Source organism: Aquabacterium commune, assembly GCF_004362855.1.
GTDB classification, from domain to species: Bacteria; Pseudomonadota; Gammaproteobacteria; order Burkholderiales; family Burkholderiaceae_C; genus Aquabacterium; species Aquabacterium commune.
Genome location: NZ_SNXW01000001.1, coordinates 146,390 through 164,174, shown reverse-complemented (window position 1 = coordinate 164,174; position 17,785 = coordinate 146,390). Strand labels below are relative to the sequence as shown.

At 69.3% G+C, this 17,785-nt stretch carries 16 protein-coding genes; 3 read left to right on the top strand and 13 right to left on the bottom strand.

The genetic code is table 11. The features are described from left to right. Positions 1-78: 78 nt before the first annotated feature. The 6 genes from EV672_RS00765 to msuE all read right to left on the bottom strand — a co-directional run bounded on the left by EV672_RS00765 (position 79) and on the right by msuE (position 5,771). Complete coding sequence (locus EV672_RS00765; protein ID WP_133605685.1) at positions 79-813, bottom strand: ABC transporter ATP-binding protein; 735 nt, start codon at positions 811-813, stop codon at positions 79-81. A gap of 19 nt (positions 814-832) precedes the next feature. Next, positions 833-1,699 carry an ABC transporter permease gene (locus EV672_RS00760; protein WP_133605684.1) on the bottom strand — a complete coding sequence of 289 codons (867 nt, stop codon included), beginning with the start codon at positions 1,697-1,699 and terminating at the stop codon, positions 833-835. Positions 1,700-1,762: 63 nt separating this feature from the next. Further along, complete coding sequence (locus tag EV672_RS00755) at positions 1,763-2,755, bottom strand: aliphatic sulfonate ABC transporter substrate-binding protein (protein ID WP_133605683.1); 993 nt, start codon at positions 2,753-2,755, stop codon at positions 1,763-1,765. A 59-nt stretch (positions 2,756-2,814) separates the two neighbouring features. Beyond that, positions 2,815-3,966 (bottom strand): FMNH2-dependent alkanesulfonate monooxygenase, encoded by a 1,152-nt coding sequence (gene ssuD / locus EV672_RS00750; protein ID WP_133605682.1) that lies wholly within the window; start codon positions 3,964-3,966, stop codon positions 2,815-2,817. Between the two features lie 29 nt (positions 3,967-3,995). Next, entirely contained in the window at positions 3,996-5,207 is a 1,212-nt protein-coding gene (locus EV672_RS00745; protein ID WP_133605681.1) for an acyl-CoA dehydrogenase family protein, read from the bottom strand. 15 nt (positions 5,208-5,222) lie between these two features. Continuing rightward, positions 5,223-5,771: an FMN reductase gene (gene msuE, locus EV672_RS00740; RefSeq protein WP_166643399.1), complete on the bottom strand. Its 549-nt coding sequence runs from the start codon at positions 5,769-5,771 to the stop codon at positions 5,223-5,225. Positions 5,772-6,193: 422 nt separating this feature from the next. Here msuE and EV672_RS00735 point away from each other — a divergent pair, with 422 nt between their 5' ends. Both EV672_RS00735 and EV672_RS00730 read left to right on the top strand, forming a co-directional pair. Further along, positions 6,194-7,417, top strand: a complete 1,224-nt coding sequence (locus tag EV672_RS00735) for an acyl-CoA dehydrogenase family protein (protein WP_133605679.1) — start codon at positions 6,194-6,196, stop codon at positions 7,415-7,417. Positions 7,418-7,422: 5 nt separating this feature from the next. Further along, entirely contained in the window at positions 7,423-8,445 is a 1,023-nt protein-coding gene (locus tag EV672_RS00730) for a sigma 54-interacting transcriptional regulator (protein WP_166643398.1), read from the top strand. A gap of 9 nt (positions 8,446-8,454) precedes the next feature. Here EV672_RS00730 and EV672_RS00725 read toward each other — a convergent pair whose 3' ends face one another. The 7 genes from EV672_RS00725 to EV672_RS00695 form a co-directional block, all read right to left on the bottom strand. Further along, the gene (locus EV672_RS00725) at positions 8,455-9,774 is read right to left on the bottom strand and encodes an OmpP1/FadL family transporter (protein ID WP_133605677.1); all 1,320 of its coding nucleotides are present in this window, start codon (positions 9,772-9,774) and stop codon (positions 8,455-8,457) included. A gap of 81 nt (positions 9,775-9,855) precedes the next feature. Further along, the gene (locus EV672_RS00720) at positions 9,856-11,559 is read right to left on the bottom strand and encodes a family 2A encapsulin nanocompartment cargo protein cysteine desulfurase (RefSeq protein ID WP_133605676.1); all 1,704 of its coding nucleotides are present in this window, start codon (positions 11,557-11,559) and stop codon (positions 9,856-9,858) included. Further along, the gene (locus tag EV672_RS00715) at positions 11,546-12,463 is read right to left on the bottom strand and encodes a family 2A encapsulin nanocompartment shell protein (RefSeq protein ID WP_133605675.1); all 918 of its coding nucleotides are present in this window, start codon (positions 12,461-12,463) and stop codon (positions 11,546-11,548) included. Before EV672_RS00715 ends, EV672_RS00720 begins: the two co-directional genes overlap by 14 nt. A gap of 38 nt (positions 12,464-12,501) precedes the next feature. Then, entirely contained in the window at positions 12,502-13,419 is a 918-nt protein-coding gene (gene epsC, locus EV672_RS00710) for a serine O-acetyltransferase EpsC (protein ID WP_133605674.1), read from the bottom strand. A gap of 142 nt (positions 13,420-13,561) precedes the next feature. Next, a complete protein-coding gene (locus EV672_RS00705) occupies positions 13,562-14,464 on the bottom strand; it encodes an alpha/beta fold hydrolase (protein ID WP_133605673.1) in 903 nt (300 codons plus the stop codon). 45 nt (positions 14,465-14,509) lie between these two features. Continuing rightward, positions 14,510-14,956 carry a Cu(I)-responsive transcriptional regulator gene (gene cueR / locus EV672_RS00700; protein WP_133605672.1) on the bottom strand — a complete coding sequence of 149 codons (447 nt, stop codon included), beginning with the start codon at positions 14,954-14,956 and terminating at the stop codon, positions 14,510-14,512. After that, positions 14,953-15,174: a heavy-metal-associated domain-containing protein gene (locus EV672_RS00695; protein ID WP_133605671.1), complete on the bottom strand. Its 222-nt coding sequence runs from the start codon at positions 15,172-15,174 to the stop codon at positions 14,953-14,955. Before EV672_RS00695 ends, cueR begins: the two co-directional genes overlap by 4 nt. 151 nt (positions 15,175-15,325) lie before the next feature. Here EV672_RS00695 and EV672_RS00690 point away from each other — a divergent pair, with 151 nt between their 5' ends. Then, the gene (locus EV672_RS00690) at positions 15,326-17,761 is read left to right on the top strand and encodes a heavy metal translocating P-type ATPase (RefSeq protein ID WP_133606395.1); all 2,436 of its coding nucleotides are present in this window, start codon (positions 15,326-15,328) and stop codon (positions 17,759-17,761) included. The last annotated feature ends 24 nt before the right edge of the window (positions 17,762-17,785 follow it).

Sequence of the window (17,785 nt, the reverse complement as noted above, 5' to 3'; positions counted from 1 at the left end):
ACGATAGGCAAAGCAGCGCCTGGGGTGAACGAAGGTTTGGTGTGCTGCAAAGAAGGTTTGGGCATGAAGGCCGGGGGCTCACAAGGCGTGGGCCGCCTGCAGCCGCCGGAGCAAGGCTGTGCGGGCCTGCGTGATGGCGTCGTCGTCGCGCTGCCTGGGGTGGGGCAGGGGCACGCGCAAGGTGTCGAGCAAGGGCCCTGGCTGCTGGTCGAGCACCAGCACGCGGTCGCTGAGCACGACGGCCTCGTCCAGGTCGTGCGTGACCATCAGCACCGTCACGCCGTGCTCGTGCACCACCCGCGTCAGCAGGTCCTGCAGCTTCATGCGCGTGAAGGCATCGACGGCCGAGAAGGGCTCGTCCAGCAACAACAGGCGGGGTTGGCGGAACAGGCCACGCGCGATGGCCACGCGCTGTGCCTGCCCACCCGAGAGCTGCTTGGGCAGGGCTTCGGCATGATCGGACAGGCCGACCTCGGCGAGCAGCGCGGTCACGCGCGCCTCGCTGTCGGGGCCGCGCGGGCTGCCAAAGGACACGTTCTCGGCGACGGTGAGCCAGGGAAAGAGGCGCGGCTCCTGGAAGATGAAGCCGATGTCCGCGGTGATGCCGCGCACCTCCTGGCCATCGAGCCGGATGCGGCCGGCGTGGTCCTCGTCGAGGCCGGCGATCAGGCGCAGCAAGGTGCTCTTGCCGCAACCGCTGGCGCCGACCAGGCTGACGAGTTCACCGGCCTCCAGGCTCAAGGACAGGTCGCGCAGCACGGTGCGGTCGCCGTAGCGTTTGGTGTGGATGTGGACGTCCAGCAAGGCGGTCATGGCGGTCTTTGCGAAGGGGTCAGCGGTGGGACTGGAAGGTGTCGCGCCAGCGCAGCAGGTGGCGCTCCCACCGCTGCAGCAGCGAGTCGCTGAGCTTGCCCAGCACGGCCAGCAGCACGATGGCCGACAGCACCAGGTCGGCGCGGCCGGTCTCGCGGCCATCGGTCAGCAGGTAGCCCAGCCCTTGCGTGGCCGCGATCAGCTCGGCCGCGACCATGAACATCCACGCCAGGCTCAGGCCCTGGCGGATGCCCGTCATCACCGCGGGCATGGCCGCCGGCAGCAGCACGCGCCGGGTCAATGCCAGCGGCGAGAGGCCGGCCATGCGCGCCACCTCGACCAGCTTGCGATCGACATCGCGCAGCCCCGACGACACACCCAGGTACACCGGGAAGAAGGCGCCGATGGCGATCAGCACGATCTTGGGCGCCTCGTCGATGCCCAGCCACAGCAGCAGCAAGGGCACCCAGGCCAGCGAGGGGATGGCGCGCAGGGCCTGGAACGAGGGGTCGAGCAGGTCCTCCAGCGGCTTGCGCAAGCCCACGGCCGCCCCCACCAGCAAGGCCAGCAGCGTGCCCAGCAGGAAGCCGGCCAGCACGCGCAGGCTGCTCACCAGCACGTGCTGCGTCACCGTGGCCTGGCCCAGCTGCACGAAGGTCTGCACCAGGTCGGACGGGGCTGGCAGCAGGTGCCGGGGCACCCAGCCTTGGCGCACGGCGAACTCCAGGCCCAGCAGCAGCGCCAGCGGAGGCAGCAGGCCCAGCCAGGCGGTGGAGCGGCGCGCACGCGGGCGCACAGCCGGCACCGCTGGGCGCCGGACGGAGGCTGGCGGTGGGGGCGAGGTCACGTCGGCGTCCAGCGTGCCGACCGAGGGGGGAGGGGACATGGTGCGGGCCTGGGGTGAGGGCAAGGGCACAAGCGGGGCAAGCGGTGCAAGAGGGATAAGGCGTCAGCCGCGGCGGATGACGGATTGCGCGAACTGGGTGTCCACCAGGTCGGTGATCACCTTCTGCACGTTGGTGCCGGGGCGTACCAGGGCTTCGTCCAGCAAGATGGGCGAGGCGGCCTGCAGCGCCTGGATGTGCTGCGTGCCGGGCTGCGGCTGGGTGAAGTCGGTGCGGACCTTCAGCTGCAGCAGCGCGACCTCCAGCGAGACCTTGGCCTCTTCCGACAGGATCTGCGCCGCAGCGCGTGTGTTGCCTTGAATCCACTGGCGGGCTCGCTCATAGACGGCCAGCACGCGGCGCACTTCGTTGGGGTGGCGCTGCAAGAAGTCCTCACGGACATTGAGGAAGCCGTAGGTGTTGAAGGCCACGTTGCGGTAGAGCAGGCGCGAGCCGGCGCCGAGTTCGCTGGCGGCCATCAGCGGGTCCAGGCCAGCCCAGGCGTCCACGCGGCCTTGCTCCAGCGCGGCCTTGCCGTCGGCGTGCTGCAGGGAGACGTGTTCGATGTCGCTGCGCTTGAGGCCCACGGTGTGCAGCGCACGCAGCAGGAAGAGGTAGGGGTCGGTGCCCTTGGTGGCGGCGATCTTCTTGCCCTTGAGGTCGGCCAGGGTTTGGATGGGCGAGTTCTTCGGCACCAGCAGGGCCGTCCACTCCGGGCGCGAGAAGATGTAGGGCGTGCGGATGGGGTTGCCGTTCGCTTTGGACAGCACCGCGGCCAGGCCCGCGCTGGAGCCGATGTCGATGCTGTTGCCGTTGAGGTATTCCAGCGCGCGGTTGCTGCCCGCGCTCAGCACCCAGTTGACGCCGATGCCGTCTTTCTTGAATTCCTCTTCCAGCCAGCCGAAGCGGCGGATGACCAGGCTGGAGGGGTTGTAGTAGGCGTAGTCCAGGCGGATGTCTTTCGGGGCCTCGGCGGCCTGTGCCAGCGAGGGCAGGGCGGAGACGGTGGCCAGGGCGCTGCTGCCTGCGGCCCACTGGATCAGGGTGCGACGTTTCATGTTCAGGACTCCTCAGGGTGTGATGACGGTGTGATGGCGATGTGATGCAGTCGAAGGCCTCAGGCCACCTTCTTGTGCGCTTCGGCCGCGCTCACCAGGGTGGACTTGTCGAAGGGGCCGCCGGTGACGGCTTCGCCGATCAGCGTCACGGGCTGCTTGCCCGGCAGCAGCGGGAAGACCAGCTCGGCGAAGCGGTAGGCCTCTTCCAGGTGCGGGTAGCCCGAGAGCACGAAGTGGTCGATGCCCAGGTCGGCGTATTCCTTGAGGCGCTCGGCAACGATCTGCGGGTCGCCCACCAGGGCCGTGCCCGCACCACCGCGCACCAGGCCCACGCCGGCCCACAGGTTGGGGCTGACTTCCAGCTGGTCGCGCCGGCCGCCGTGCAGCGCGGCCATGCGTTGCTGACCGACCGAGTCCATGCTGGCGTAGCGCTTCTGGATGCTGGCGATGGTCTCGTCGTCCAGCGTGCTGATCAGGCGGTCGGCTTCGGCCCAGGCCTCTTCGGTGGTCTCGCGCACGATGACGTGCAGGCGCACGCCGAAGCGCACGGTACGGCCCAGGGCCTCGGCGCGGCGGCGCACATCGGCGATCTTCTCGGCCACGGCGGCGGGCGGCTCGCCCCAGCTCAGATAGACGTCCACGTGCTCGGCGGCCAGGTCGTGCGCGGCCGGTGAAGAGCCGCCGAAGAACAAGGGCGGGTGAGGCTGCTGCACGGGCGGGAAGTAGCTGCGCGCGCCTTCCACGCGGTGGTGCTTGCCGTGGAAGTCCACGGTCTTGCCGGCCAGCAGGTCTTTCCAGATGGTGAGGAACTCGTCGGCGGCTTCGTAGCGCTCGTCGTGGCTGAGGAAGACGCCATCGGCGGCCAGCTCGGCGGCATCGCCCCCGGGCACGACGTTGAGCAGCAGGCGGCCTTGGCTCGCCTGGTCCAGCGTCGCGGTGGCGCGCGCCAGGGCCGTGGGGCTGCCCAGCGAGGTGCGCAGGGCGACCAGGAACTTCAGGCGCTGCGTGTGCTGGATGGCGCTGGCGGCCACGGCCCAGGGGTCATGGCAGCCGCTGCCGGTGGGGATCAGCACGCCGTCGTAGCCGAGCTTGTCGGTGGCGATGGCGATCTGATTGAGGTAGTCCATGGTCGGCGCCCGACCGGAGTTGGACTTGCCGAGGTAGCGCGTGTCGCCCGAGGTGGGCAGGAACCAGAAGATGTCCAGGCTCATGGGGATGTTTCCAGGTGAGGTCAGCGGGTTCACGAATAGGCGGTGGGCTCGGGGTGGCGGCCTTCCAGCACGTAGCGGCCGATGTCGCGCAGCTTGTAGTCCACCGGGTCGTGCAGCGTGTGCACACGGGCGTTGCGCCAGAAGCGGTCAAGGCCGCGGCCCGTGGCCGTCGAGCGCGCGCCCGTCAGCTCGAAGAAGCGCGAGGTGACTTCCATGGCCGCGCGGTGCGACAGCACCTTGGCCTCGGCCACCGCGATGGCCACGTCGCCACGCGTGGCCGCGTCCAGGGACGGGCCTTGGGCAAAGGCCTCATCGATGGCCGCCGCGGCGGCGTCCGACACCGCGCTGGCCGCTTTCACCTGCAGCCACAGCTCGGCGTAGCGCAGCTGGGTGTAGGGGTCGTCCACCGCGCGCGACACGCCCGAGGCCGACCAGGGCCGTGCCAGCTCGCGGCTGAAGTCCAGGCCGGCGCGCAAGGCCCCGGCGGCCAAGCCCGCGTACAGGCTGCCCAGCACGTGCTGCGCCAATTGCGAGCGCAAGGTGACCCAGGGCGTGGCCGCTTCGCCGGGGTGGATCAGCACATCGTCGTCGGCGATGAAGACTTGCTCGAAGGTCACCGTGCCGCTGTCCGTCTGGCGCTGGCCGAAGGCGTCCCAGTCGGCCACCACGTGCACGCCGGGTGCGTCCGTGGCCACCACGCCGATCAGGAAGGATTGCGTCGCTTCGTGCCAGGCCGACACGGTCATGCGGTCCGAGCCCACCGAGCCCGAGCAGTAGCTCTTGGGGCCGTTGACCAGGTAGCCGCCCGGCGTGGGCTGGGCCGTGGCGCGGCGGTCCGACGGGTTCAGCGCGTTGCCCCAGAACAGGCGGCGCGCTGCCGTGTCGCTCAGCAAACGCGCCTGCTGCTCAGGCCGCCCGAAGATCAGCACCGTGGCCACCTGCAGGTGGTGGAAGGCGAAGAGGTGGGCCAGGGCGCTGTCGGCCTCGGCCAGCTGGCGCACGGTGCGGTAGACGGTCTGCCAGTTCGCGCCATGGCCACCCAGGGCGGTGGGCGTGCTCAGGTTCAGCAAGCCGCTGGCGCGGATCAGTTCGCGCTCGTGCGCGGCATGCCCGCCCTGGCGATCGCGCTGGGCCGCTGTCGCTGCGAAGGTGGCGCATAGCGTGTCCAGCTGGGGCTGGATCCAGGCGCGCTCGCCACCGTGCTCGAGCGGCAGCAGGGGTGGATGGGCAAGGAGCGACATCGCGCGCGCTCCCTGTCAGGCTGCCAGCAGGCGCGAGGCCTGTTGGGTGGCTTCGTGGATGCGGGTGAACAGCGCATCGTTTTGCACCTGGTAGCCGCCGGTGATGGCGCTGAAATCGGCGTCGGACGCGAACACGGCCGAGGGCACGGTGTGCGTGCGGAAGAAGCTGAACAGCGGGCGCAGTTCCTGGTCCACCACCAGCGCGTGGCGGTCGCTGCCGCCGGTGGCGGCCAACAGCGTGGGTTTGCCGACCAGGGCCTCGGGGTGCAGGAAGTCGATGAGGTGCTTGAACAGGCCGGTGTAGCTGCCCTTGTAGACCGGGCTGGCGGCGATCAGCAGGTCGGCGCTTTCGATGGCCTGCAGCGCGGCCTTGCCTTCCGGGGTGAGCGCATCGTGGCTGGTGGCCGCGCCGATGTGCGGCGCCAGCGTGGCCAGCTCGACCCATGTCACCTCGATGGTTTGCGTGGTCTGCAGGGATTGGACGATGGCATCGACGAGCACCCGCGTGCGGGAGGGGCTGCTGGTGCTGCCGACGATGGCGGTGACTTTGCGGATGTGACTCATGGTGTGACCTCTGGAGGGGGCGCGTTGTGCGTCGATCTGCTCCTCATTCAGCAACCGATGTGCCAGCACCGCGCCGTTCATGCGGAACGCGCATGTCGATGTCTGTGCACTGCATGAAGCGCCTTGTTTTTGCGGCTGTTTCAGCAAAACACCTGTGTTCAGGGCCTGTGCGCGGTGCGCCTGCTGCCTCGCCAGGCGGCTCGATGAGGGGTGCGGGCGTGGCGTCACGGCGCGCCTGCCGGTCGGATGTCGCCGGTGCGCTCGCCCATGTGCTGATTTGTCAACAAGCAAGGTGGTGATAAACAACCATGTGATGTTGATAAATCAACCTGCGTTGCGGGTGTGGCGCCGGCCTGGGCTGGTTTGCTGCAGGATCAGCAGGCCAGCCTTGCCCTGGCATGGCGGCTGCTTGCGCAAGCCCCATGTCTTCCTTGCACGCCTTGACGATCGAACGTCCTGACCACGCCGCGACCCCGGACCGCGCCAGCCACCTCGACCAGGTGCCGCAAGTCGCCGACCGGCTGGCCCAGCACTTCGCCACCACCGCCGCCCTGCGCGATGCCGAGGGCGGTTGCCCCAAGGCCCAGCGCGACGAACTGCGTGCCAGCGGCCTGCTCGCCTTGTCCATCCCGGTCGAGCTGGGCGGCCTGGACGGCAGCTGGCGCGATGTGCTCGACGTCGTGCGGCAGTTCGCCCGCGTGGACAGCTCCATCGCGCACCTGTACGCCTTCCACCACCTGATGCTGGCCACTGTGACCTTGTATGGCCAGCCTGAACAATGGCGGCCCTGGTTGGCGCACACGGCGCGGCACGATTGGTTCTGGGGCAACGCCCTCAACCCGCGTGACCAGCGCGCCCGCTGCAGCCCGGCATCCGGCGGCTGGTTGCTGTCTGGCCCCAAGAGCTTTTGCTCGGGCGCGCTGGACTCCGAGATGCTGGTGGTGTCCGGCGAGTGCGAAGGGCAGCTCATGGTGGCCGCCGTGCCCACCTCGCGCAGCGGCATCCACATCCGGCAGGACTGGGACAACATGGGCCAGCGACAGACCGACAGCGGCTCCGTCCAGTTCGACCGCCTGCGCATCGAGGACGGCGAAGTCCTGCGCGAGCCGGGCCCCTTGTCCACGCCCCGGTCGTGCCTGCGCTCGCTCGTGTCCCAGCTCATCCTGGTGAACATCTACGTGGGCATCGCCCAGGGTGCGTTCGAGGCCGCCCGCCGGTACACCCGCGAAGAGGCTCGCCCCTGGCCAGGCGCAGGCGTCGAACGCATGGCCGACGACCCTTACGTGCTGGCCCATTTCGGCGACTTCCACGTCGGCCTGGACGGCGCGGTGCTCTTGGCCGACCGTGCCGGCATGGGCCTGGTGGCGGCGCTGGAGCGCGGCGAAGCCTTGACGTCCGAGGAGCGTGGCCAGCTGGCCATCCACATCGCCACCGCCAAGGTCGCCGCGGCCCGCTCGGGCCTGGACCTGTGCAACCGCCTGTTCGAAGTCACCGGGGCGCGGTCCACCCACGCCGCGTTGGGGCTGGACCGTTACTGGCGCAACCTGCGCACGCACACGCTGCACGACCCCATCGACCACAAGGTCCGAGAGCTGGGCCTCTGGGCGCTGCAGGGCCGCTTGCCCGAACCTGGCTTCTACGCATGAAACCCATGACACCAGCCACCGACCGCCCCACCTTTCGGGGCCCCGCCGCGCAGGCGCTGCAGGACAGCATCCAGGCTGCCGCGGCGACCGACCACCACGTGCTGCTGCTGGGCGATGCCGGCACCGGCAAACGCCACCTGGCGCGCCACCTCCACGCCTGCAGCCGCCGCGGCCCCTTCCTGGCGGTGGACTGCAGCGCGCACGACGCCGTCTCGCTGGGCATTGGCCTGCACGGGCACGAGGCCGGGGCCGTGCGTGGCGGCTTTGCGGCCACGCCTGGCTGGTTCGAAGCCGCGCTGGATGGCACGGTCTTCCTCGACGAGGTGCACGCCCTCTCGCTGGACGTTCAGCAGGATTTGCTGTCGGTCATGCGCAGCGGGCAGGTGCGGCGAGTGGGCGGGCGGCACGCCACCCCCGTCAATGTGAGGCTGGTCTGCGCCACCTCGCAAGACCTGGCGCAAGCCGTGGCCGAGGGTCGCTTCCTGGCGGACTTGCTGCGCCTGGTGTCCACCGTGACGCTGGCGATGCCCGCGCTGCGCGACCGGCCCGATGACATCCTGCCCCTGGCCCGCAGCCTGCTTCAGGACCAAAGCCGCCACCTCAAGCAAGCCGTGCCCGGGTTCTCGGCGTGTGCCGAACAGGCCTTGCTGCGCCACACCTGGCCCGGGCACCTGCGCGAACTGGAGGCGGTGCTCCATCGGGCCTTGCTGCGCGCACCGGCCGGGGTGATCCGGGCCGAGGACCTGATGCTGCCGGTCGGCGATGACGGCGCATCGGCGGCCCACACCGGCGCGGCCACGCCAGCGTCACCCGATGAGGCCTTGCTGGCCGACCTCGATGCCCTGCTGGGGCGCATGGGCGAACGCTTCGAGGGGCGACTGTTCGAGGTGGTGGAGCGCAGCCTTTTCAGCCACGCGCACCGGCGTTGCGGTCAACACCAGATCCAGGCCGCGCGGCTGCTGGGTGTCAGCCGCAACGTCCTGCGGGGGCGCTTGATCGCGCTCGGTGAGATCGACGCGCGCAAGTGAGCCCCAGGCTCAGAACTTCCATCCGTAGGCCACGCCCAGGATGTTCTGCTTCATGCGGATGTTCGCCTCACCGCCGCCCAGCAGGTTGGCAGGGATCGAGTTCTGGCCCGACACCGTTTTGCTGAAGGCGTGGGCGGCGTAGCCCGTCCACTCACCCTGGGCGCTGGTCTTCCAGGTGAAACCCAAGGTCACGTGGTCTTGCACCACGCCGGGGGCCAGCACGTTGAAGAAGGTCTGGTCGCGCGGGATGGGCTGCTTGGCGTGGCTGTAGCCAGCGCGCAGCGTCAGGGCGTCGCTTTGGCGGTGGATCACGGCCAGCTTGACGACGTCGATGTCTCTCCAGCCAAAGCCCGGGCCGGCGTCGTCGCCCAGCTTCTTGCCTGTCAGGAAGGCACCCAGAGGGTTGTTCACTGGCTTGACGTCGCTGTACTGGATGACTTGGTAGTCCGCACCCAGTTGCCAGCGGGGCGTGAGCTGGTAAGACAGCCCCAGCGTGTAGCTGGCCGGGATGTCGAAGTTGCCCTGGTCGGCGAACAGGCCTTTGTACTTGTCGAAACGGCCGCGCACGCTGGACGCCCAGCCGAAACCGAGCTTGAGCTCGGGCGTCAGCTCACCCAGCCAGCCCAGGCGCAGGCCCACGCCGTTGCTGGTGTCGGTGCCGCGGTTGGTGACGTTGCCCGGCGATGAGGAAAAGCCGCTCTGGTCAAAGCCTTGCAGCCCTTCGGCCGAGAAGCGCTGGTGCACCAGGTTCAGCGCAGCGCCCAGGCTGTGCTGCGCGTTCAGCTTGTAGGACACCGCTGGCGAAATGAACAGCTGCTCCAGGTTCACCCCGGCGCGGCCCTGGCCGCCAATGGCCGCGTAGGGGTTGCGTTCATATCGCGTGTTCATGCCGCCGTTGCCGTACACGGCCAAGCCAGCGCTCAAGCTCGGGCTCAGCTGGCGCGTGTAGCCGAACTCGGGAATCCAGAAGTTCTTTTTGCCGTCGCCGTTGTACTGGCCATTGAGGCCCGGCACGGGGCTGCCCTGGATGCTGGCCTCGCGGCGCGGTGCAAAGTAGGTGAGGCCAGCGTCCAGGCGGTTGCCCAGGGCCGAGATGCCAGCCGGGTTCGTGGCGATCACCAGGGCGTCTTGCGGCAGGGCGGCGGCCACACCGGCTGCGCCGAGGGACTGCGCCCCGTAGCCATGGGCAAGGTAGCCGTTGGTGGCGTGTGCGTTCAGGGGCAGGGCACTGGCGAGCAGGGCCAGGAGCGCAGCGGCGCTGGCCACTGCGGTGCTGCGTGGGTGTGGGGCGGCGTGGTGGGTGCCAGAGACGGAATGGGCGAGGGGCATGGACTGCTCAGAGAAAGGTTGTTCAGGCCTCTCACTGTGTCCATGCCCCTTCGCGCTGTGAACTGCTTTTCTCGCAGTTGCTTATGTGTGGCGCAAGGCCTTGCCGCTCGCCAGCTTGTGCAACACGCCCACCAGCGTGTCGATCTCGGCACAGGTGTTGTAGAACGCCAGCGACGGCCGCACGGTGGCCTCCAGCCCAAAGCGGCGCAGGATGGGCTGCGCGCAGTGGTGCCCCGAGCGCACCGCGATGCCCTCCTTGTTCAGGGCTGCCCCGACCTCTTCGGTCTGGTAGCCCTGCAGGGTGAAGGACAGCACCGCGGCCTTGTCCGGCGCCGTGCCGATCAGCTTCAGCCCGGGCACCTCCTGGAGCAAGCGCGTGGCGTACAGCAGCAACTGGTGCTCGTAGGCACCGATGTTCTCGATGCCCAGCGCCTGCACATAGTCGATGGCCGCACCCAAACCCACCGCGTCCGCGATGTTGCCCGTGCCTGCCTCGAAGCGGCCCGGGGCATCGTGGTACTCGGTGTGCTCGAAGGTCACGTCCTTGATCATGTTGCCGCCGCCTTGCCAGGGCGGGGTGTCATTGAGGATGGCCTCCTTGCCGTACAACACGCCGATGCCGGTGGGCCCGAACACCTTGTGCCCGGAGAACACGAACCAGTCGCAGTCCAGGGCGATCACGTCGGCGCGCATGTGCGAGACCGACTGCGCGCCGTCCACCAGCACCTTGGCGCCTGCGCTGTGCGCCATCGCCACGATCTGCCTGGCCGGCGTGACCGTGCCCAGCGCGTTCGACACCTGCGTGAAGGCCACCAGCTTCGTGCGTGGCCCCAGCAGTTTGGCGTACTCGTCGAGCAACACCTGCCCATCGTCGTCCACCGGGATCACGCGCAGCTTCGCCCCCGTGGCCGCACACAGTTGCTGCCAGGGCACGATGTTGGCGTGGTGCTCCAGGTGGCTGACGATGACCTCGTCGCCGGCACGCACGTTCGCTTGGCCCCAACTCTTGGCCACCAGGTTGATGGCCTCGGTGGTGCCCCGCACGAACACGACCTCGTTCGTCGAGCGCGCGTTCAGGAAGCCGCGGCACTTCTCGCGCGCCGCCTCGTAGGCATCCGTGGCGCGGGCAGCGAGCTCGTGCGCCGCGCGGTGGATGTTCGAGTTCTCGTGCGCATAGAAGTACGCGATGCGGTCGATCACCGATTGCGGCTTGTGCGTGGTCGCGGCGTTGTCCAGCCAGATCAGCGGGCGGCCGTTGACGCGCTCTTGCAGCACGGGGAAATCGCGCCGAACGAGGTTGACGTCAAAAGGCATTGCAAAGCCCTGAGCCTGGGGCGACAGCGGACGCGCCGCCTGCCCTGGCACGTGCAGGCCCGGAGGCTGCCCGCCCGCACCGCCCAGCCCGTTGAAGCCCGCGTCCAGGAAGTAGAACGATGGGCCTGCGCCGGTGGTGGGCAGCGCCGCAGAGCGATCAGGCGAGCGCAGCGCGAGCACATCGCGCAAGGCCGTGTCCGAAGGCAGGCCCCAGTCCAAGGGGTTCAGCGTCAGGATGGGTTGCACGCCTGCCGTGCGCGACGCCGGGTTGGTGTCCGGCACGTCGAGGGGGTGAGCGGCCGTGGGCGAGCTCAGGTGCGACAGACCGGATGGCAACCCAGATGGCGAGCCAGTGGGTGCCGTCAGCCCACTCGGTGCCAAGCCAGGCAGCGCCGAGAAGAACTGGTTGGCCAACTGGGCCAGGGCTTGCGCATCCGGCAGACCCAGGCCGGCGAGGTCACTTGTATTCATGGTACTTGTTGATTTCAACGTCTTCGAGCACCGCGATGGCATCGTCGGTCAGCACCGCCAGCGAGCAGTACAGCGACACCAGGTAGGACGCGATGGCCTTGTGGTTGATGCCCATGAAGCGCACGGCCAGGCCGGGGCTTTGGGCGCCCGGCAGGTCAGGCTGGTACAGGCCCACCACGCCCTGGCGGCTTTCGCCCGTGCGGATCAGCAGGATCTTGGTCTTGTTGTCCTCGATCTGGATCTTGTCGCACGGGATCAGCGGGATGCCGCGCCAGGTGATGAACTGCGAGCCGAACAGCGACACCGTGGGCGGGGGCACGCCACGGCGGGTGCACTCGCGGCCAAAGGCGGTGATGGCCAGCGGGTGGGCCAGGAAGAAACCGGGCTCCTTCCACACCTTGCTCAGCAGCTCGTCGAGGTCGTCGGGCGTGGGCGCGCCGGTGCGGGTCTGGATGTGCTGGTGCGGCGCGATGCTGTTGAGCAGGCCGTATTCCTTGTTGTTGATCAGCTCGGCTTCCTGGCGCTCCTTGATGGTCTCGATGGTCAGGCGCAGCTGCTCGGCGATCTGGTTGTAGGGCTTGGAGTACAGGTCCGACACGCGGGTGTGCACGTCCAGCACCGTGTTCACGGCCGACAGCAGGTACTCGCGCGGGTCTTCGATGTAGTCCACGAAGGTCTGCGGCAGTTCGCGCTCGTCGCGGCCCGAACAGTCCACCGTCACGCTGGACGCGTCCTTGACCTTGTTGACGCGGTAGATGCCGGCCTCCACCGGCACCCATTGCAGCAGGTGGGTCAGCCAACGCGGCGTGATCGTGCCCATCTGCGGCACGGTGCGGGTGGCGATGGCAAGTTGCCGTGCGGCGATGTCGCCCAGGGCGGTGCTGTTTTCGTGGTTGTTGGCCATGGGCCGTTTCTCCGTGGTGGTGGGAAGTGGGGGAGGGGTCAGCTCTGGCGGCTCAGCGCCTGGCTGACGTTGCTGTGCTGCGGCACGCTCTGCGTGAGCCAGACGTTGCCGCCGATGGTCGAGCCGCGGCCGATCGTGATGCGCCCCAGCACCGTGGCGCCGGCGTAGATCACCACGTCGTCCTCGACGATGGGGTGGCGGGGCTGGCCCTTGAGCAGGTGGCCGTTCTCGTCGGCGGGAAAGCGCTTGGCGCCCAGCGTCACGGCCTGGTAGAGGCGCACGTTCTCGCCGATCACGCAGGTCTCGCCGATGACCACGCCGGTGCCGTGGTCGATGAAGAAGCCGCGGCCGATCTGCGCGCCCGGGTGGATGTCGATGCCGGTGCGGGCGTGGGCGATGTCGGCAATCAACCTGGCCAGCAGCGGCGTGCCCAGGCGCAGCAGGGCGTGCGCGATGCGGTGGTGCACGATGGCCGTGATGCCCGGGTAGCACAGCAGGATCTCCGACATGCCCGTGGCCGCCGGGTCGCCTTGCCAGGCGGCTTGCAGGTCGCTGAACAGCGCCCCGCGGATGTCGGGCAGCTGCTCGGCCAGCGCCCGCACGGTGGCCGCTGCGCGCGGTGCCAGGTCGGCGTCTTCGCTGGCATCGGCCGTGGCGTTGAACATCAGCGCGCGGCGAACCTGGTCGTTCAGCATGCCCAGGGTGTCGTGCAGGGTGTGGCCGACGAAGAAGTCGATGCTCTCGTCGTTGAGGTCCGGTCGGCCGTAGTGCGTCGGGAAGAGCGCGGCCGACAGGCCTTGCATGATGTGGGTCAGCACCTCGCGCGAGGGCAATTCGCGCAGGCGGCCCTGGTGGCGAACGCGGTGCGTCACTTCGCGCGACTCGCGCAAAGCCCGTACCACATGGGGCAGGTGCCAGCCGTTGTGGGGGGGGAGGTCGGTGTCTGGGTGTGTCATGTCGGGAGGCTGGCGCTGGTGCGCATCACCTCCCGGACTTTGCTGTTGCAGCGATCAGGCGTCCAATGCAGAGATCGCGCCTGCGCATCGCATGCCTGACATTGGCATGACGGTATGCGGATTCCGCATGTTCAGTCGCCGCTCAAACCGTTCCCGTGCGCCCGCCGAATGCGCTGCCATGTGGCAGCAGGTGCTTTTGCAGAAAGGGCACCACGGCCTGTGCCACGGCCTGAGGGTTGTCGGCAAACGGGAAGTGCCCGCTGTCGGGCAGCATCACCACCTGGGCGCCGGGGAAGGTCTCTTGTTGCTGCTCGGCCAGGCGCGCGGGCAGGTAGGGGTCGGCGGCGCCCCACACCACCAGGGTCGGCGGCTTGATCGGCGCAAGCATGGCCGACAGCGTCTGGCTGCGCTGCTCCAGGTCACCCGTGGCGCGGTAGAGCTTCAAAATAGCGCGCCTCGTGCCCCAGTCCATGTCGTCGTACATGCGGTTGACGAAGGCCGGCGGCAGACCGCGCGGCGCCCCCAGCGACATCACCCAGTGGAAGCCCTTGCGCGTGGTGGTGAGTTGTGCCAACTCGCCCAACAGCGGTGTGCGCCAGATGCGGGCCATGAGGTGCCAGCGGTAGCCGCGCATAACGCCCGTGTTGATCAGTGTGACGCTGGCCACGGCCATCGGGTTCAGCGCCGCCCACATCAAACCCCAGGGCCCGCCGAAGTCGTGCAGCACCAGGTGCACGCGCAGCACGCCCAGCTGGCGCAGCGCTTCGCTCAGGAAGGCTGCACCGCCTTCCACTGAATAGGGGTAGTCGGCTGGCTTGTCGGCCTGACCGAAGCCGGGCATGTCGACAGCGATGACGCGGCCCAGTGGGGACGCGGCCTGCATCAGCTCGCGCCAGTCTTCGCAGCAACCCGGGTTGCCATGCACGAACACCACGGCCTCGGTCGCGCGCAGGTCGGCGCCACCTTGCAGCACGCGGCTGCGGATGCCGCAGGCCGTGAGCTCAGACGTTTGCAGCGGCCAGCCAGGCTGTGTCGGGATGGGCATGGGGCGTGTTCGGCAGAGTGGGCTTCCCCACATCATGCATGCGATTCAGTCGGCGGCACACCCGGATGCATGGCCGACGCAAGGCGGTGCGCCTTGGGCCAGGTCGTCCAGGATGGGGCAGGGCGAGCGCGCGTTGCCCTGGCACTCGGCGGCCAACCGGCTGAGCGTGCGTTTCATCGCCTCCAGTTCGTCGATGCGCTGCTGCAGCGCCGCCACATGGGCCGTGGCCAGCTTCTTGACGGAGGCGCTGGCGCGTCTGCGGTTGCGCCACAGGTCCAGCAGCTGGGCGATGTCGGCCATGCCAAAACCCAGGTCGCGCGCACGGCGGATGAAGCGCAGCGTGTGCAGGGCAGCCTCGTCATAGAGGCGGTAGCCCGACTCGGTGCGCGGCGCGGACGGCAGCAGGCCCAGGCCCTCGTAGTGCCGCACCATCTTGGGCGACACGCCGGTGAGGCGCGCCGCTTCCCCGATGTGCCTGAGCGCCTCGCTCATGGGTTGACCACGGTGTAGCCTTCGTCGGCGATGGCGGCGGCCGTGGCCTCCCGGCTGAGCTGGGTTTGCACGCTGACCTGGCCCGAGGGCAGGTCTACGCCGACCTGGGCCTGGGCGTCCAGGGCCAGCACGGCCTGGGTCACGGCTTTCACGCAGTGCTGGCAGCTCATGCCCTTGACCTGGAGTTCGTGGGTGGTGAGTTGGGTGGGGGCGTTCATGGCAAGGGCCTTTGGGTGGGTGTTCATGTGCAGGTTCCTCACGGTAAACCTTGACACCATGTCAGAGTCAAGGGTCAGCATGCGCTTGACCCTTCCACGGTGTCAAGGTTGACACTGCCGACATCCCATGTGCATCCTGACCCTGCCCGCCATGAACACCACCCTGACGCCTCCGTCTTCAGCGCCCCACGATGACCCCGCCTTGCTGCTGGCCGTGCGCGGCATGACCTGCGCGGCCTGCGTCAATCGGGTCGAGCGCGCTTTGCGCAAGGTGCCCGGCGTGGCACAGGCCCAGGTGAACTTCGCCACCGAAACCGCCAGCGTCGTGCTGGCGCCGACCGCCGGCGAGGCCCCGGTGCCCGATGCGGCCCGGCTGATCGCCGCCATCGAGGCCGCGGGCTACCACGCCCAACTGCAAGAGGCCGACCACCCCCTGGCCGACGAACACGCCTCCTGGTGGTCGGTGTGGGGCGCTGTCTGCCTCGGGGCACTGGCCAGCGTGCCGCTGGTGCTGCCCATGCTCTGGGGCGACCACCATTTCTGGCCCGCCTGGGTGCAGTTCGCCCTGGCCACCCCGGTGCAGTTCGGCCTGGGTGCGCGCTTTTACCGAGCTGGCTGGGCCGCCCTGCGCGATGGCAGCGGCAACATGGACCAGCTCGTCGCGCTCGGCACGTCTGCGGCCTGGGGTCTGTCGGTCTGGCTGTGGTGGCAGCATGGCCTGGCCCCGGCAAGTGGTGCCCACAGCCACACGGTGGGTGCCATGCCCGAGGCCATGCCGCCTGCGCTCTACTTTGAATCTTCGGCCGTGGTGATCACGCTGGTGCTGCTGGGCAAGGCCCTGGAGGCCCGCGCCAAACGCCAGACCACCCTGGCCATCCGATCGCTGCAATCGCTGCGACCCGACACTGTGCGGCGTCTGGGCCCACAGGGCGAGGTCGAGGTGCCCCTGGCCCAGGTGCTGGTGGGCGATGTGCTGGTGGTGTTGCCCGGCGCGCGGGTGCCCTCGGACGGCCTCGTCCAGGAGGGCAGCAGCCACGTCGATGAGTCCCTGCTGACAGGCGAGCCACTGCCCGTGGCCAAGCACGTGGGCGACCGCCTCACGGGCGGCGCCATCAACGCCGAGGGCCGGTTGTTGATGCAGGTGACGGCCGTGGGCGGCCAGACCATGCTGGCGCACATCATCCGGCGGGTGGTCGAGGCTCAGGCCAGCAAGGCGCCCATCCAGCGCGTGGTGGACCGCGTCTCGGCGGTGTTCGTGCCGACCGTGCTGGTGATCGCGCTGTTGACCGGCGTGGGTGGGTGGCTGGCCGGGCAGGGCGCCGACGTGGCCCTGATCCGTGCCGTGGCCGTCTTGGTGATCGCCTGCCCGTGCGCCTTGGGCCTGGCCACCCCGGCGGCGATCATGGCGGGCACTGGTGCCGCCGCGCGCCAAGGCATCCTCATCCAGGACCCACAGGCGCTGGAGGTGGCCCACCGCGTGCAACTCGTCGCTTTCGACAAAACCGGCACCCTCACGCAAGGCCAGCCGCGCTTGCTGGATTGGGCCGTGGCATCGGCCACGGCGGCCACGGGTTTGGGCCGCGAGCAGGCTTTGCAGTTCGCCGCGGCCTTGCAGCGCGGCAGCGAGCACCCACTGGCCCTCGCCGTGCTGGCAGCCGCTGACACCTTGCCCGCCGAGCCGTTGCGCGTCTCACAGTCGCGGGCCGTGCCGGGCCGGGGCATCGAGGGCGTGGTGTCCGTGGGGGGCAGCGGTGCGGTCCCCGCGGCCTGGGCCGGATCCTGGTGCCTGGGCAGCCCGCGCTGGATGCAGGAGCTCACCGGGCAAGGTGCGCCTGCCGATGTGGCCGAGGCGGCGGCACGCTGGTCGGCCGACGGGGCCACCGTCTCGTGGCTGCTGCATGCCCCTGCAGCCCTGCACTCGGACGATGGCGAGGAGGCCGACCGTGTCGGCGATGGCAGCGAGCCCAAAGGCGCTCGCACTTGGCAGGTCGTGGCCGCCCTGGCCTTTGGCGACGCCCTCAAGCCCGGTGCCGCGCAAGCCGTGGCCAGGCTGCACGCCCTGGGGGTGCGCACGGCCATCATCTCGGGCGACAGCCACCAGGCGGCGCAGGCCATCGCGCGGCAGGTCGGCATCCAGGAGGTCATCGCCGAGGTCTTGCCCGGCGACAAGGCCGACCACATCCGCCGCTTGCAGCGCGACGCCCAGGGCCGTGCCGTCACGGTGGCCATGGTCGGCGATGGCCTCAACGACGCCCCTGCGCTGGCCGCCGCCGACATCGGCATGGCGATGGCCAACCCGCAGGGCGGCACCGACGTGGCCATGCAGGCCGCGGGCATCACCCTGATGCGGGGTGACCCCCTGCTCGTGCCAGCTGCGCTGGAGGTGTCGCGCCGCACCTCGCGCAAAATCTGGCAAAACCTGGGCTGGGCCTTTGGCTACAACGTCATCGGCATCCCGCTGGCGGCCTTGGGCGGGCTCAACCCCATGCTGGCCGGCGCGGCCATGGCGCTCAGCAGCGTCAGCGTGGTCAGCAACGCGCTGTGGCTCTCGCGCTGGCGACCTCAAGCGCCTGAACGGTCCATTTGAGGCGCCCAGCGTGTGCCACGCCAC

What these genes read in the sequence shown, in the direction of transcription:
- EV672_RS00765 (WP_133605685.1), bottom strand. Translation starts at nt 813, where the DNA reads ATGACCGCCTTGCTGGACGTCCACATCCACACCAAACGCTACGGCGAC.
- EV672_RS00760 (WP_133605684.1), bottom strand. Translation starts at nt 1,699, where the DNA reads ATGTCCCCTCCCCCCTCGGTCGGCACGCTGGACGCCGACGTGACCTCG.
- EV672_RS00755 (WP_133605683.1), bottom strand. Translation starts at nt 2,755, where the DNA reads ATGAAACGTCGCACCCTGATCCAGTGGGCCGCAGGCAGCAGCGCCCTG.
- ssuD (WP_133605682.1), bottom strand. Translation starts at nt 3,966, where the DNA reads ATGAGCCTGGACATCTTCTGGTTCCTGCCCACCTCGGGCGACACGCGC.
- EV672_RS00745 (WP_133605681.1), bottom strand. Translation starts at nt 5,207, where the DNA reads ATGTCGCTCCTTGCCCATCCACCCCTGCTGCCGCTCGAGCACGGTGGC.
- msuE (WP_166643399.1), bottom strand. Translation starts at nt 5,771, where the DNA reads ATGAGTCACATCCGCAAAGTCACCGCCATCGTCGGCAGCACCAGCAGC.
- EV672_RS00735 (WP_133605679.1), top strand. Translation starts at nt 6,194, where the DNA reads ATGTCTTCCTTGCACGCCTTGACGATCGAACGTCCTGACCACGCCGCG.
- EV672_RS00730 (WP_166643398.1), top strand. Translation starts at nt 7,423, where the DNA reads ATGACACCAGCCACCGACCGCCCCACCTTTCGGGGCCCCGCCGCGCAG.
- EV672_RS00725 (WP_133605677.1), bottom strand. Translation starts at nt 9,774, where the DNA reads ATGCCCCTCGCCCATTCCGTCTCTGGCACCCACCACGCCGCCCCACAC.
- EV672_RS00720 (WP_133605676.1), bottom strand. Translation starts at nt 11,559, where the DNA reads ATGAATACAAGTGACCTCGCCGGCCTGGGTCTGCCGGATGCGCAAGCC.
- EV672_RS00715 (WP_133605675.1), bottom strand. Translation starts at nt 12,463, where the DNA reads ATGGCCAACAACCACGAAAACAGCACCGCCCTGGGCGACATCGCCGCA.
- epsC (WP_133605674.1), bottom strand. Translation starts at nt 13,419, where the DNA reads ATGACACACCCAGACACCGACCTCCCCCCCCACAACGGCTGGCACCTG.
- EV672_RS00705 (WP_133605673.1), bottom strand. Translation starts at nt 14,464, where the DNA reads ATGCCCATCCCGACACAGCCTGGCTGGCCGCTGCAAACGTCTGAGCTC.
- cueR (WP_133605672.1), bottom strand. Translation starts at nt 14,956, where the DNA reads ATGAGCGAGGCGCTCAGGCACATCGGGGAAGCGGCGCGCCTCACCGGC.
- EV672_RS00695 (WP_133605671.1), bottom strand. Translation starts at nt 15,174, where the DNA reads ATGAACGCCCCCACCCAACTCACCACCCACGAACTCCAGGTCAAGGGC.
- EV672_RS00690 (WP_133606395.1), top strand. Translation starts at nt 15,326, where the DNA reads ATGAACACCACCCTGACGCCTCCGTCTTCAGCGCCCCACGATGACCCC.